15 protein-coding genes are annotated in these 13848 nt (G+C 33.0%); 8 read left to right on the forward strand and 7 right to left on the reverse strand.

Features of this window, described 5'->3' with window-relative positions; all coding sequences use genetic code 11:
* The first annotated feature begins 31 nt into the window (after nt 1-31).
* The 5 genes from AC6CHK_RS03200 to AC6CHK_RS03220 all read left to right on the forward strand — a co-directional run bounded on the left by AC6CHK_RS03200 (nt 32) and on the right by AC6CHK_RS03220 (nt 3804).
* Nucleotides 32-580 (forward strand): hypothetical protein, encoded by a 549-nt coding sequence (locus AC6CHK_RS03200; RefSeq protein ID WP_498093489.1) that lies wholly within the window; start codon nt 32-34, stop codon nt 578-580.
* Between the two features lie 24 nt (nt 581-604).
* Entirely contained in the window at nt 605-1414 is an 810-nt protein-coding gene (locus tag AC6CHK_RS03205) for a hypothetical protein (protein ID WP_498093490.1), read from the forward strand.
* A 67-nt stretch (nt 1415-1481) separates the two neighbouring features.
* Nucleotides 1482-2834, forward strand: coding sequence for a nitrilase-related carbon-nitrogen hydrolase (locus tag AC6CHK_RS03210; RefSeq protein ID WP_498093492.1), 1353 nt, complete (start codon nt 1482-1484; stop codon nt 2832-2834).
* Nucleotides 2835-2971: 137 nt separating this feature from the next.
* Nucleotides 2972-3352 (forward strand): RidA family protein, encoded by a 381-nt coding sequence (locus AC6CHK_RS03215; protein WP_498093494.1) that lies wholly within the window; start codon nt 2972-2974, stop codon nt 3350-3352.
* Entirely contained in the window at nt 3352-3804 is a 453-nt protein-coding gene (locus AC6CHK_RS03220) for a hypothetical protein (protein ID WP_498093496.1), read from the forward strand. Before AC6CHK_RS03215 ends, AC6CHK_RS03220 begins: the two co-directional genes overlap by 1 nt.
* Nucleotides 3805-3860: 56 nt before the next feature.
* Here AC6CHK_RS03220 and AC6CHK_RS03225 read toward each other — a convergent pair whose 3' ends face one another.
* Nucleotides 3861-5393 carry a trypsin-like peptidase domain-containing protein gene (locus tag AC6CHK_RS03225; protein ID WP_498093498.1) on the reverse strand — a complete coding sequence of 511 codons (1533 nt, stop codon included), beginning with the start codon at nt 5391-5393 and terminating at the stop codon, nt 3861-3863.
* A 278-nt stretch (nt 5394-5671) separates the two neighbouring features.
* Here AC6CHK_RS03225 and trhO point away from each other — a divergent pair, with 278 nt between their 5' ends.
* Nucleotides 5672-7027 (forward strand): oxygen-dependent tRNA uridine(34) hydroxylase TrhO, encoded by a 1356-nt coding sequence (trhO, locus tag AC6CHK_RS03230; RefSeq protein ID WP_498093499.1) that lies wholly within the window; start codon nt 5672-5674, stop codon nt 7025-7027.
* 100 nt (nt 7028-7127) lie between these two features.
* On the forward strand, nt 7128-7700 hold the full coding sequence (locus AC6CHK_RS03235) for a 5-formyltetrahydrofolate cyclo-ligase (RefSeq protein WP_498093501.1): 573 nt from the start codon (nt 7128-7130) through the stop codon (nt 7698-7700).
* Here the strand turns inward: AC6CHK_RS03235 and AC6CHK_RS03240 are convergent.
* A complete protein-coding gene (locus AC6CHK_RS03240; RefSeq protein WP_498093502.1) occupies nt 7652-8239 on the reverse strand; it encodes a hypothetical protein in 588 nt (195 codons plus the stop codon). The genes AC6CHK_RS03235 and AC6CHK_RS03240 overlap by 49 nt on opposite strands.
* A complete protein-coding gene (locus AC6CHK_RS03245; RefSeq protein ID WP_498093503.1) occupies nt 8223-9389 on the reverse strand; it encodes a hypothetical protein in 1167 nt (388 codons plus the stop codon). Before AC6CHK_RS03245 ends, AC6CHK_RS03240 begins: the two co-directional genes overlap by 17 nt.
* Nucleotides 9390-9571: 182 nt before the next feature.
* On the opposite strand from AC6CHK_RS03245, the gene AC6CHK_RS03250 reads away from it, so the two are divergent.
* Entirely contained in the window at nt 9572-9805 is a 234-nt protein-coding gene (locus AC6CHK_RS03250) for a hypothetical protein (RefSeq protein ID WP_498093505.1), read from the forward strand.
* A 70-nt stretch (nt 9806-9875) separates the two neighbouring features.
* Here the strand turns inward: AC6CHK_RS03250 and AC6CHK_RS03255 are convergent, their stop codons facing one another.
* The 4 genes from AC6CHK_RS03255 to pncB form a co-directional block, all read right to left on the reverse strand.
* On the reverse strand, nt 9876-10637 hold the full coding sequence (locus AC6CHK_RS03255; RefSeq protein WP_498093506.1) for a TrmH family RNA methyltransferase: 762 nt from the start codon (nt 10635-10637) through the stop codon (nt 9876-9878).
* Nucleotide 10638: 1 nt separating this feature from the next.
* The gene (locus AC6CHK_RS03260) at nt 10639-12138 is read right to left on the reverse strand and encodes a DNA recombination protein RmuC (protein WP_498093508.1); all 1500 of its coding nucleotides are present in this window, start codon (nt 12136-12138) and stop codon (nt 10639-10641) included.
* Nucleotides 12139-12331: 193 nt separating this feature from the next.
* Nucleotides 12332-12523, reverse strand: a complete 192-nt coding sequence (locus AC6CHK_RS03265; protein WP_498093509.1) for a hypothetical protein — start codon at nt 12521-12523, stop codon at nt 12332-12334.
* A 104-nt stretch (nt 12524-12627) separates the two neighbouring features.
* Nucleotides 12628-13806 (reverse strand): nicotinate phosphoribosyltransferase, encoded by a 1179-nt coding sequence (gene pncB, locus AC6CHK_RS03270; protein WP_498093510.1) that lies wholly within the window; start codon nt 13804-13806, stop codon nt 12628-12630.
* Nucleotides 13807-13848: the final 42 nt, after the last annotated feature.

The raw sequence follows: 13848 nt of genomic DNA on the forward strand, positions 1-13848 counted from the left end.
TTATTTATTTGTGAACTTAAAACTTATAACTATGAAAAAAACTAACATGTTAGTTCTTCTGATTACAATTATCGGAAGTTATGTCTTGTTTACATCTGGTAGATCAAAGAGTAATCCACTATCCAATCCACCACCTCCACCTATTGCCGTACAAGAAGGTGATGTGCAATTAAATCTTTACAACACGGCTTCGTTACCATGGTCTTCTGATCGAAAATCTGGTTATCCTTGCCCTTACCAGCCTTTTATTGGACAAGGATCTAGTAGTGCAGCGAATCTGAATGCGGATAAATATTCAAAATTCTATGCTGTTGTGACGGTTGAATGCGTAGGTAGTACTTCATGGGGTAATCAAGGTAAGAAAACTTTCGTTTGGACTTCGGTAACAAATTCAATGTCAGTTAAAGCCCCAACCAATTATCAATTCAAAATGACTGTTGAATACTACGAAGTTTGTGGTACGCATTACACGAGTGGTATGAGCGGTAGAACAAAATGGCAGGCTTCTACAGGTACAACTGGTTACTCAACTGTAAAAGGATTGTCTACATGGTCTAACATCGGTAGGTACGGATGTTAATATTAAATAACTAAATTTAAAAAAATGAAAAAATTACTATATATAATATCACTTATCACATTAACATCTTGTTCAGATGATTACGTTAAACTTCAAAACGATGATGCAAAAGAAATTAGTAACATTTCTAATAAAATTGCCTCTTCGGAAGATTATTACAATTTCTTAAATCCTCAAACTGATGATTTTATAATGATCGAAGACTTGAGAAGCTTTAATGGAGATCCTATTGAAAACAATATTTATTCACAATCTCGAAATTCTTTACCAATAAGCTTAACAGTCGACGGTAGTCCTTTAACGGGCTCCCTAAATAATTCAACAGATTTATCATTTTGGAATGGTAAATTCGATGCGAAAGGATTTTTCAATGGTAACTATGTCTCTTCATTGCTACGTAATAATGTGCTTGAATTAACATCTACACAAGATATTGAAAATTCTACTTACATACCTAAGCAAATGGATGTGAAAATTTCAAATTTAGATGAAGAAGGGAGAGTTATGGTGGGTACAACAATATCATGGAATCCAGATGCTGAAAATCCAAATGGGATTTTGGCTGGTATCGAGTATAGTCCTTATAATCAATGTAATCCGAATATTGCCGCACTTAATCTTGATGTTAATAGAAGATTTTCAACAATTGATGATAATGGAACTTATCGAATAACTGAGAGTGATTTGCAGCATTTTCCGAAAGATGCCACTTTAAAATTTTATATTGGAAGAATAAATAAAATTGTTAAAGTAGATGAGATTACTAAAAGGAGCTTAAGTGTAAACATTTATACTGCTGTTACTACAGATCTTGCAACAAGTACTAAAGAATAATTTTTTTTTTTATAAAATCTTTAAGCTGTTTTAATTTTAAAACAGCTTTTTTTGTAACAGATATTAAATGAAATATAGAATCAAACTTTTTTTATTACTATTGTTATTCTCAATACTAAACTTTTTAGCATGGAATTATTGTGGTTTTTTGATTATAATATGTCTACTTATATTAATAGATTGCATTAAAAAGGTAGAAACAAATAATTATTTAGTAATATTAGTCTTTGCCATATTTGCCTTACTATATAATATCTCTTCTACCTTTTGGCTTTATAGCTCCGATTCATCTAAAAGCATTATGGTGTTTATATTTTCCTCGATCATAATGTGTATAAGTTTTTTGACACTTTTTTTTCTTAAAAAAATTCTAAATAGTTCATTTGTTTTCTTGCTGTGGCCCTTAAATGAATGGCTGCTATCAAATTGGGATCTGGGATGGCCATGGCTTACATTAGGAAATTCATTGGCAAACTGTTGGCCTTTTATAAAATGGTATAATATCGTTGGGGCTTATGGAGGCAGTTTATGGTTGATTTGTGTCAGTTTACTTTTGTACACAATTTTTAAAAGCAAAAAAAAAAGTATCTATTTAATACTTCTTCTATTGCCGTGCTGTGTGTCCTTGTTCAACTATCAATATGAAAAATCAAAAACGTATAATAGCTCCCAAGAATTTTTAATATTTGCTCCAAATTCTAACAATAGCAACCTTATAGAGAAAAATCGTAAAATAATGATGGCAATGAATGGGAATAATCAAAAATCGCCTATTGTCGTTGCTCCTGAACTGTATTATACTTTATCAAGTAAGCAAATTAAAAGTGAAGATTTTCAATTTTTTAAAAGGTTTATTTCACAGAACTTTTCAGAATCTAAAATAGTTTCAGGAGTAGAATTTAGTAGTGATAGTATTTTGTTTAATACAGTGGCCGTAATTAGTTCATCGAATATTATTTTTAAAACAAAAAAAAGATATGTTCCAATTAATGAGTTTACACATCCTATATTAGAACCATTATTTGGCAAATCAATTTACAGGAAAAATTCTCAAGATGATTCAAAAAAAATTAGAAATGATATTGGCACGTTACCATTTGTTTGTTATGAAATTCTTTTTAGTGATTATGTTGCACAAAATTCTATAGATGCAAAGTATATAATACTGTTATCTAGCGAAGATTTTATGAACAATTCATATTATGGTAAAAAGCAATATTTGAACTTGGTAAGATTACGTGCAATTGAGAATAATCGCTATTTAGTCAAAAGTTCTTTCAAGGGTAATTCTTGTGTAATATCTCCAAATGGCGATGTTATGTTGAATGTAAATAAAGAATTTATTAATGCTAACGTTCCGATCATGATAAAAAATAGCCCATATCAGATATTCATAAATTTTTTTTCAGAATTACTTTAAAAAGATTGTTTGTTATTTAAGTATACAAATTCATTTGTGAATTAGTTTTATATTTGCAGTCAAAATTAAAACACGAATTATCATAATTGTAACAAAAGATAATTCTCTCAACGAGTCAGACCCTAATAATGAATTATATGAAACAAATAATTTCTACACTTAATGCTCCTGCAGCTATCGGACCATATTCACAGGCTAATCTTGCTAATGGAGTTTTGTATATTTCAGGACAGATTCCGGTAGATCCTGCAACAGGTAAGCTGGTAGAAGGAATTGAAAAGGAAACTCATCAGGTAATGAAGAATCTTGAAGCCATCCTTACAGAAGCCGGAATGACTTTCAAAAATGTGGTAAAAGCCAGTATTTTCTTAAAAAGCATGGATGATTTTGCCGTAATGAACGATATTTATGCATCTTATCTTGATGCTGAAAGTTATCCTGCGCGCGAAACAGTACAGGTTTCTTGTTTGCCAAAAAATGTTGATATAGAAATTTCTATGATTGCACATCAGGATTAATGAGCTTTATCAGGAATACATTTGCAGTTTTAGTAGGTCTTGTCATTGCAGGGCTTATCATTACTCTTGGTATAAGGGCTTTTCCGCAATGGGTCACTTTCGATGCTTTTGCGCCGTTTGAGCATTGGCAAAGGTTTTTGGAAAGCATGAAAGATGATGATGCATTTTTTGGCTTTCTGCTGTTTATTTCAGGCTTGGGAACGACGGTAGGAGGCGTTGCAACTGCAATGATCGTAAAGTATGCAAAAGTGGCTTATGCTATTCTTATTGGTTTCATCATGCTTTTTATAGCAATGTTGGATGTTATCATTTCACCTTATCATCCCACTTTTTATAAAATATCTATTTTTCTGGTCTTTTTTCCTTTTTCATGGATTGGCGGTAAAATAGTTGAGGTGATTTATGAGAGAAATAAGAAGAAAAGGATTGCTGATAAAATAAATAATCAATAGATTTAAAATAAAAAAACGCTGCAAATTGCAGCGTTTTTTGTTGAATATAATGTCTGTTAAGGCATTTTAAAACCTTTAGTATAAATTCGACCGTAGTTATCTACAAATTTCACTTGTACATTTCCTTTGTATTTGTCTAAGATCTTTTCTATATCTTTTTCGGAATTCACAGGTTTTCCATTAATTTCTATAATAATGTAATCATCTACAATACCGATTTTGGCCATTTCTCCGCCTTCTACAACATTCTTGGTGACAACTCCGCTGTTAAGTCCATATTCAGTCTTGAATCTGTCATTCAAAGGGCTGAAATCAGCACCTATTTTTTCGGTTACACTAAGATCGGCTTTGGATCTTGCGGTAGTTCCTCCTTTCTGGTCTTTCAGTGTTACGGTTGTAGTCGTTTCTTTCCCGTTTCTGAGATAAGTTACCTGCACTTTGTCTCCAGGACGTCTGCTTCCGATAGAAATTGATAAATCTGCAAAATCTGTCACCGGCATATTATCCACTTTCGTGATGATGTCACCAGATTTTAATCCTGCATCCTGCGCACCGCTGCTTTCTGAAAAGCCTGTTACATAAACTCCGGAACCGGTTTTTATGTTAGTTTTATTTTGTTTGTTAAAATAAGATACTTGCTGTTCGTTGGATAAATCTAAAGATGTAACTCCTAAAAATCCTCTTTGTACGATCCCGAATTTTTTGATGTCTTCGACGATTTTTCTGGCAAGATTAGCAGGAACTGCAAATCCGTATCCCTGATAATATCCAGTTGTTGAAGAAATTGCCGAGTTGATACCGATCAGATCTCCGTTTACATTTACCAAAGCACCTCCAGAGTTTCCGGGGTTAATCGCTGCATCGGTCTGAATAAAGCTTTCAATTGGATTGGTCGCCTTTCCTTGCCCTCCTAAAATTCCGATTCCTCTTCCTTTCGCAGAGATAATCCCTGCAGTTACGGTTGAATTCAATCCTAAAGGGTTACCAACGGCTAAAACCCATTGTCCAACGTCTATATTATCCGAATTTGCGAAATTCAAATATGGCAAACCTTTTTCTTCGATCTTTAATAATGATATGTCCGTGTTAGGATCTGTACCAACCAGAGTTGCGATATAAGATTTTTTATTGCTTAAAACAACTTCCAGCTTATTGGCTCCGGCCACAACGTGGTTATTTGAAATGATATATCCGTCTGGTGAAATGATTACTCCCGAGCCCATTCCTGAAGGCATATTATCAGGAACCTGTTGCTGCTGTTGTCTTTGCCTTTGCTGGCCTCTTCCTCCAAAAGGATCTCCGAAGAAAAAGTCAAATAGATCTTGTTCCGAAGCTCTGTTCGTGGTTCTTGTCTGAAAATTTTTGATGGTAACTACAGCCGGAACAGTAGTTTTGGCAGCATTTACGAAATCATCTCCTACAGAAGCAGTATTCATGCCTACAAAAGAGGTATTGGCTGATTTTGTAAAGAAAGACTGATCCTGAATATTTGAATCATGTTCTAAGTATTGTTGTACGCCAATAGTTGTAGCTCCTGAAATAACTCCTACTACTGCAAATGGTAATAGTTTTTTTAAAGTACTCTTCATTTTATGTCTTCTTTTTTTTAATTTATAGTATTGCTGAACACAAATTTAATGTTAAATAAGTAATCAATTAGCATGCTATGTTTCAATTTTAACTAAAATTTAACGAGAATTATGCCATTTTATACATTAAGTCATAATTATTGAGAAAATTATTAACAATGCTTAAGAATTAATTAAAGGAATACTGACATTTTTACCATCATTTAGTTCTGGTTTTATCTCTCAATTGAAATTATTATCTTTGCAAAAATATTTTTCTCACTTAAAACGTTTATAGCATGCAACTGTATAACACCTTAAGCGCAGAAGAAAGAGCTCAACTTATTGATGAAGCCGGTAAGCAGCGCTTTACTTTGTCTTTCTATGCGTACGCCAAAATTGAAAATCCCAAAAACTTCCGCGATGAATTATTTATAGCCTGGAATGCGCTCGACGCTCTTGGCCGTATTTATGTTGCTCATGAAGGAATCAATGCTCAGATGAGTGTTCCTGCGGATCAGTTTGAGGCTTTTCGCGACACGCTGGAAGCATATGATTTTATGAAAGGCATTCGTTTAAACGTAGCGATTGAGCAAGACGATCATTCTTTTTTAAAATTGACCATTAAAGTAAGAAATAAAATTGTTGCCGACGGTTTGAATGATGATTCTTTTGATGTTACCAATAAAGGAATTCATCTGAAAGCACAGGAATTTAACAATTTGCTTGAAGATCCGAATACGATTGTTGTCGATTTTAGAAACCATTACGAAAGTGAAATCGGTCATTTTGAAGGCGCAATTACTCCAGATGTAGAAACTTTTAGAGAAAGTTTGCCAATCATCAACGAACAATTACAGGATTTTAAAGAAGATAAAAACCTTTTAATGTATTGTACAGGCGGAATTCGTTGTGAAAAAGCCAGCGCTTACTTCAAACACCAGGGTTTCAAAAACGTTTATCAACTTGAAGGCGGAATTATTGAATACACGCGTCAAATAAAAGAAGAAGGTATAAAAAGCAAATTTATAGGTAAAAACTTTGTATTTGATCATCGATTAGGCGAGCGGATTACAGACGATATTATTTCGCAATGCCATCAATGCGGCAAACCTTGCGACAATCATACCAATTGCTTCAATGATGCTTGTCATTTGTTGTTTATTCAATGTGACGAATGTAAGGCTGCAATGGAAAATTGCTGTTCTACAGAGTGTCTGGACATTATACATTTGCCTTTAGAAGAGCAGGCAAAATTAAGAAAAGGTTTACAGGTTGGAAATAAAGTGTTCAGGAAAGGAAAATCTGATGCTTTGAAATTTAAAAAGTCAGGCGATTTGCCAACTAAACCTTTAGCAAAAGCTGAAACAAAGAATATTCGTCAAAAAATAGCTGTCAAAAAAGTTCTGATTGGAAAGGGAGAACATTATTACTCAAAATCAAAAATCGGACAGTTTTTAATCGAAAATAAAGAACTTTCAGTAGGTGATAAAGTATTGATTTCCGGACCGACAACAGGTGAAAAGGAATTTACGATTACTGAACTTTTTGCAAACGGAAATCCGTGCGAAAAGGCAAAAAAAGGCGATCAGATTACTTTTGAGGTTCCGTTTAGAATCCGTTTATCAGACAAATTATATAAAATTCTTGGATAACTGAAAACAAATGTTTAAAAACTCAGTAGGAGTTTTATGTCTGTAGAAATTTTCAATAAGAGGTTGCGCTCCTACGGAGCGCAATGTTTAAATTTAGGTAATGAAAAAATCAGAAATCAGAAAATTATATCTCGAAAAAAGAAAGTCTCTTTTAAAGGATGAGGTTTTCTTTTTATCTGAAAGAATTTTTCAAAATTTCATTAATCATTTTAAACCTTTTCCCGGACAAAAAGTTCACATTTTTATTCCGATTGAAAAGTTTAAGGAAATTGATACTCAAATTTTTATTAATTATTTTTTGAGCCACAACATTAGGGTTTTTGTTCCTAAAATTGTTGATACGAAATTAATTGCTGTTGAAATTTTTACTGAAACAAAGTTTGAAACCAACAATTGGGGGATTTCAGAGCCGATTTCAAGCATAGATTCTGAAATTAAGGATTTCGATTTTATTATTACTCCGCTATTATATTGCGACAAAAAAGGAAACAGAGTAGGTTATGGCAAAGGATTTTATGATAATTTCTTTGAAACTGTTTCACCTGGGTCAAAAAAAATCGGAGTCAATTATTTTGACCCCGATGATATGATTGATGACGTATGGGAAAATGATATTCCACTAGATTATCTCGTAACTCCAACTGAAGCGCTGTCTTTTTTTACAGGTTCCTGATAAAAATTAACGAAATAAAATTTAAACTCTTTTTTAAATTTTATAGGCTTTGAAACCAAAGTATATTGTGCATTTTTTTCGAATGTGCCGATTGATCTGTTTTTATTGTCAAAATACTCAACATTGAATTTTGCTAAATCCAGCGTGTCCTGATTCTGTATTTCTTTATAAACTTTTAGATTATTTACCTTGACGCTTTTTACTTTTAGGCTTTCCAGTTCTTTAAAAAGTGGCTTAAAAGTCATGCTGTCGGGTTTGTGAAAATATCCCTGCATCTGCGAATAAATAATAGTGTCAATATCTGTGTTTCTGTTTCCGGAAAGGTACAATGTTGAAAGCTCTAAAAGCTGCTCAACTTTTTGAGTGGTAATATCGTGAATTACCTGCACGCTGTCCATTTGTACGGCGGGATATGTTTTTTTGTTATTGCTGTTTCTTAATTTATCTAAATCGCTGATTGTCGGGTCTTCTTTTTTCACACAAGAAGTCAATGCACCAAACAATATGATAAGAATCCAAAGTTTATTTATTGCTTTCATTGGTCGAGATTTTAAATTTGATTGACACTATTTTACCCTTTTTGTCTTTTTTCATTTCAATAACAGAAAGGTTTTTTAGTGAAGTTGTAGGTGTCGTTACCAGTGTAATGTATTTTTGCTTGTCTAAAGTCTCAATTCCATAAATTTCATTATCATAAACTTGAGAAATGACAGCATCATTGCTGATACGGCTTTCGAGTTGGCGCCTTTTGATATTAATCTGCTCAGAAGGATTTCCTGAAACATCTTTTGTGGAGTAATAAAATACCGCCATTTTATAATCGTCGGGCTTGAGTTCTATAATTTCTTCGTCTGGCGCGTTTTGAAGATTACGATTTATTTCCAGGTTTTCATACACCGTCGAGCTGATCTGCATTCGAAGGTTTTTATCTTTAGTCTGATAATAAAAACATTCACCCGGTTTTATTCTGTAAAACAAAGGCGATTCGTTTTGTTTGATGACCTTTATTTCTATTGTGCTCTGTACTTTTTGATTTCTGTCGGCATCCGTAAAACAATAAGTATATGTTTTCTGAAATATTTCATCTTTAAAACCTAAAAGACCAAGTAAAATCAAAAAAACTAATGTTGCGGCAATCCAAGCGGTTCTTTGGTAGTTTCTTTTTACGGGCCTAATACCATAATCTTGTTGAAGAGATTTTGCAGCTAGGTTTTCTACAATTAACTGATTATCAGATATTGTTTTTTGTAAATCATTATTTTCAGATGGTATTTGTTCTGTTTTTGCGGACTCAATATCTGTTTTAGGAAGATTCTGAGTATTTGAGACTGTTTTCTCCAATTCTCGCAAATCTTCTTCGCTTAGATCTTTCTCGTCCTGTAGCAATTCTCCGGCAAAAAGATGTTGTTTTTTAAACTCGTACCATGATACGTAACCCCCATAAATACTCAATAAATTAAGCATATCAATACGTGGCAGTTTGCTTACTGGTGAATTTTTAAAATAGGTGTAAAAAGATTTTTCGCTAATGTTTCCTTTAGCCTTTTTTCGGAGGTCTTCCTGAAAATATATAATATCTATACCCTTCCATTTAGATATATCATCATAAGAAGGGGTATGTTCTTTTAGAAATTGAGCCTGCACATCCTTTTTCAGCTGCTCAAAGTGTAATATATCTAGATCTGTCAATTTTCTTAAAAATAATTAAAACGTTGAATATCAGTACTATTTATTTGTAAAATTGTTTTACAAATGTATTACAATTATTTTTCATAAACAAATTTATCATCTGCTATACCTTTGTCATGTTCAATTAACCGAACAAGAGAAGATTTAAAAAACAATATTAACAAAATTAAATTTAATTTATTATGAAAAAGTCATTATTCGTAGCTGCTATCGCTGCAATTTCTTTAGTTGCTTGTAAAAAAACAGAAGCTACTGCTACTGAAGGATCTGATTCAATCGAAGCTAACGCTGATTCTTTACAGAACAATATCGATTCTACTGCTAACGCAACTATCGATTCTACTAAAGCTAGCGCTGATGCAATGAAAGATAGCGTTGAAGCTAAGTCTGATTCTGCTAAAGCTGCAACTAAGTAATTAGTATCTGCTAAAAATAAAAGAACCGTTTCGCTCAGCGAAGCGGTTTTTTTATGTCTTCTATTTTAGTTTATTTCTTTTGTCTTAAGGTTTCGTAGCAGGTAATAGCCACTGCGTTGCTTAGATTTAGGGAATCAATGCTTCCGGCCATAGGAATCAAAGTGTTTTTTCCTTTTCCGGACCAGAAATCACTTAATCCGGAATGTTCCGTTCCGAATAAAACTGCGGATTTTTTTGTGAAATCTCTTTTAAATAAATCTTCAGAGCTTTCATCCATAATTGTTGTGTAAATGTTGAATTCATTATTTTGCAGAAATTCAAAAGCTTCATGGTTTTCAGCCTGAAAAACGTCCATACCAAATAAGCATCCAACACTTGAACGGATCACATTAGGATTGTAAAAATCTACTTTTGCATCAGCAACAATTAAGGCATCAATCCCAAAAGCTTCGCAACTTCGTAAAATTGCGCCCAGATTACCGGGTTTTTCTACGCCCTCAACAATAATGATGGTTGAATTTTCTTTAGGTTTAAAAGTATTTAATTCAGCGTCTTTAGCTTTATAAATACCGATAATCCCTTCCGAACTTCCGCGATACGCTATTTTTTCGTACACTTTTTCAGAAACATAATGTATTTTCTCTTTAGGATTTTGACCTTTAAATATACTTTCACAAACAAAAAATTCTGTAGCTTCAAAATTGTATTTCTGAGCTCTTTCGTTTTCCTGTTGTCCTTCCACCACAAAAACCCCTGATTTTTTTCTGAATCGGTTGTCGGTTAAAAGTTTGGTGATATTTTTTATTTTTTCGTTCTGAAAGCTTTCAATCATGTTAAGATTCTAATAAGTTGTCGGAATTTTCAATCAAACTTTGGGGAAGTTCTTTTTTGTTTTTTATTCCTAAAGATTTAAGTTTTTGAGTTTGAATAACCAGATTGTCATTTCCGGTCGACAATTGTTTAAATGCATCATTGTAAACATTTTTGGCTTGATCAAGATTTCGGCCTACTTTTTCAAGATTATCTACAAAGCTTACAAATTTATCGTACAATTTGGCGCCGCGATCCGCGATTTCCATCGAATTTCTGTTTTGATATTCTCTTTTCCAAAGATCGGCAATCAACTTTAATGAAGTGATAAGATTGCTTGGATTTAAAAGTAAAATTCTTTTTTCATACGCAAAATTCCAAAGATTTTGATCAGCCTGCATCGCGGCAATATAAGCGGGTTCGCTCGGAATAAACATCATCACAAAATCCAAAGATTTCCCGTAATCGTCGTATGCTTTTTGGCTCAGCTGATTAATGTGGGTTTTAATAGATAACAAATGCTGATTCAGCTTAATATGATAAATATCCGTGTCATTTTCGTCCACCAATTCTGTGAAAGCCGTTAAAGAAACTTTAGAATCGATAATTACATTTCTATCATCAGGATATTTTACAACCGCATCGGGACGCATTTTTTTGCCTGAAAATTCCGAAAACAAAGCTTTATTATCTTCATCACGAAGCTCATGTTCCAGAAAATATTCCCTTCCTTTTACCAGTCCGGATTTTTCAAGAATGCTTTCAAGAATCATTTCTCCCCAATTTCCCTGCGTTTTGCTTTCACCTTTTAATGCTTTTGTCAGTTTTTTTGCATCTTCCGAAATTTGTTGATTCAGCTGTGCGAGTTCCTTTACTTTTTCGCCAAGAGAAAAACGTTCTTTATTTTCCTTTTCATACACTTCATTTACTTTATTTTTAAGATCAGTAATTTTTTCCTGAAAAGGATCGAGAATGTTTTTAAGATTATTTTGATTAAGCGTGGTGAATTTTTCTGTTTTTTCCTCTAAAATTCTATTGGCCAGATTTTCGAAATGCAGTTTTCCTTCTTCCTGAATTTTTGAAACTTCTTCTTTCTGAGTTTCGAGAGAAGTCTTTAAGCTTTCATTAATTGCCGAAAGTTCAGCGTTTTTTGCCAAAAGCTGTTGTTTTTCATTTTGAAGAATATCAATTTGTGAAATTTGTTTCAGGCTGTTTTGTTTTTGGTCGTGAAATTGTGATTGTAAAGAAGAATATTCCGCCGAAATTTTTGAAAATTCACTTTTCAGATCATTAAAAAGATCCGATTGCTGAAGATATATTTCTTTTTCATTTTGAATAATTTGATTTAACTCAACGATTTTGAGATTTGAATTTTCAAGATCAGAATTAATTTTAATATGTAAATGATTGATTTCATCATAAGAATTCCTCGAAACCATCGACGATTTTAAGACAAAATATAAAATAATTGCCCCAAGAATTCCGCCTGCAAAAAATCCGATGATCAGATAAGTCATTTCCATTTTTCAAAATTACGAAACAAAAAATTATTTTGCGCTTAGGGAAGTTTAATTTAATTTTTTTGAAACTATTAAGAATTGATAAGTTGTTAAGAATTATTAAGTACAAAAAACCTCATAAATTATTACGAGGCTTTATCATTTTGTAGATTTTCTAAAATTTTAATTTTAAACTGGTTCTAAAACAGGTTCGTTATTACAAAAACCTGTATTTGCAATACACTTTCCATTTTCTGCGCAAATATAATCTGTCATTGAAACAGTTCCGTCGGCACATAATTAAAGCTTCTCCGCTACAATTGCAGATTAAAGCTGGTTGAAGGTCATTTCCTCCTTTGATCTCTTTTAGTGCTTTTCTTGAAAGCTTTGTTAAATTCAGTTTTTTCATAGAATAAGTTTTAATGATTTGATAATAAGCTAATTTAATAAAATAAAACTTAATTCTAATTTTAAAATATTCAAATAAAAATAAAGCAGCAGAATAGATTTGTATTAATCTTTTATTCTTAAAAACTCTTTCGCCAGCTCGATCATTTTTGGATCGCCCGTGTATTTCCCGTGTTCATCTGAAAGTTTTACGGTTGGAATCCATTCTTTATTTAAAGACTGAACGCCAATTAATTTCATCACAATATTCATTGGTTTTAAACCGACATCATTGGTGAGATTGGTTCCGATACCGAAAGAAACGCCTATTTTTCCTTTGCAGTAATTGGTGATTTCTTCAACCCGCTCAAGATTCAGCCCATCTGAAAAAATAATATATTTGAATAAAGGATTGATTCCGTTGTTTTGGTAATGTGCAATTGTTTTGTCGGTAAATTCAAACGGATCTCCGCTGTCGTGGCGCACTCCGTCGAAAAGCTTAGCAAATTTTTTATCAAACTGCTGAAAGAAAACATCAGTCGTGTAGGTGTCTGAAAGAGCAACTCCCAAATCGCCACGATAGACATCAACCCAATGTTCAAGCGCCAATTCGTTGGCCATTTTAAATCCAAATTCGGCTCCGTGAAACATAAACCATTCGTGAGCATGCGTTCCGATGGGTTTTACACCATATTTCATGGCAAAATGCACATTAGAACTTCCGATAAATGTAGAATCTCTTTTCTGTGTCAAAGCTTCTACAACCAAATTTTGCACTTTATAAGAATGCCTTCTTCGGGTTCCGAATTCAGCGAAGTTCACACCTAATTTATTCAACGAATCTGCTTTTTCCAAAGTTCTGTTCATTACAATATCGTTCGCATCTCTTTCCATGTGATTCATTTCGTAATGCAGCTCGCTGATTAAAGCCAATAAAGGAACTTCCCACAAAATCGTCCTGTACCAAAGGCCTTCAACGGTAACTGATACATCATTACCGGTCTGAATAATTTTCACTTCAGAAGGATCATAATGATATCCTTCCAGAAAGTCTAAATACGGCAAATCTAAATACGGGCAAGTTCTGGCGAGGTATTTTTTTTCGTCTTTGGTTAATTTCAGTTCTGCCATTTTGTTTACGATTTCTTTCAGAGCGGCATCAAATCCTTCCGGGAAATAGTGTTTTCCACGGTTGATAAATTCATATTTTACAATTTGGCTCGGAAAAAGTTTTACCACGGCATTTTGCATGGTAATTTTATAAAAATCATTATCTAGAATGGAGTTGAGACGTATTTCGGACATATTTAAATTTTAATAAATAAATTTAATAAAATAAATAAAAAA

Source organism: Chryseobacterium sp. GQ58 (genome assembly GCF_059758895.1).

What these genes read in the sequence shown, in the direction of transcription:
- trhO (WP_498093499.1), top strand. Translation starts at nt 5,672, where the DNA reads ATGCAACTGTATAACACCTTAAGCGCAGAAGAAAGAGCTCAACTTATT.
- AC6CHK_RS03250 (WP_498093505.1), top strand. Translation starts at nt 9,572, where the DNA reads ATGAAAAAGTCATTATTCGTAGCTGCTATCGCTGCAATTTCTTTAGTT.
- AC6CHK_RS03205 (WP_498093490.1), top strand. Translation starts at nt 605, where the DNA reads ATGAAAAAATTACTATATATAATATCACTTATCACATTAACATCTTGT.
- AC6CHK_RS03260 (WP_498093508.1), bottom strand. Translation starts at nt 12,138, where the DNA reads ATGGAAATGACTTATCTGATCATCGGATTTTTTGCAGGCGGAATTCTT.
- pncB (WP_498093510.1), bottom strand. Translation starts at nt 13,806, where the DNA reads ATGTCCGAAATACGTCTCAACTCCATTCTAGATAATGATTTTTATAAA.
- AC6CHK_RS03235 (WP_498093501.1), top strand. Translation starts at nt 7,128, where the DNA reads ATGAAAAAATCAGAAATCAGAAAATTATATCTCGAAAAAAGAAAGTCT.
- AC6CHK_RS03255 (WP_498093506.1), bottom strand. Translation starts at nt 10,637, where the DNA reads ATGATTGAAAGCTTTCAGAACGAAAAAATAAAAAATATCACCAAACTT.
- AC6CHK_RS03225 (WP_498093498.1), bottom strand. Translation starts at nt 5,393, where the DNA reads ATGAAGAGTACTTTAAAAAAACTATTACCATTTGCAGTAGTAGGAGTT.
- AC6CHK_RS03215 (WP_498093494.1), top strand. Translation starts at nt 2,972, where the DNA reads ATGAAACAAATAATTTCTACACTTAATGCTCCTGCAGCTATCGGACCA.
- AC6CHK_RS03200 (WP_498093489.1), top strand. Translation starts at nt 32, where the DNA reads ATGAAAAAAACTAACATGTTAGTTCTTCTGATTACAATTATCGGAAGT.
- AC6CHK_RS03265 (WP_498093509.1), bottom strand. Translation starts at nt 12,523, where the DNA reads ATGAAAAAACTGAATTTAACAAAGCTTTCAAGAAAAGCACTAAAAGAG.
- AC6CHK_RS03240 (WP_498093502.1), bottom strand. Translation starts at nt 8,239, where the DNA reads ATGAAAGCAATAAATAAACTTTGGATTCTTATCATATTGTTTGGTGCA.
- AC6CHK_RS03210 (WP_498093492.1), top strand. Translation starts at nt 1,482, where the DNA reads ATGAAATATAGAATCAAACTTTTTTTATTACTATTGTTATTCTCAATA.
- AC6CHK_RS03220 (WP_498093496.1), top strand. Translation starts at nt 3,352, where the DNA reads ATGAGCTTTATCAGGAATACATTTGCAGTTTTAGTAGGTCTTGTCATT.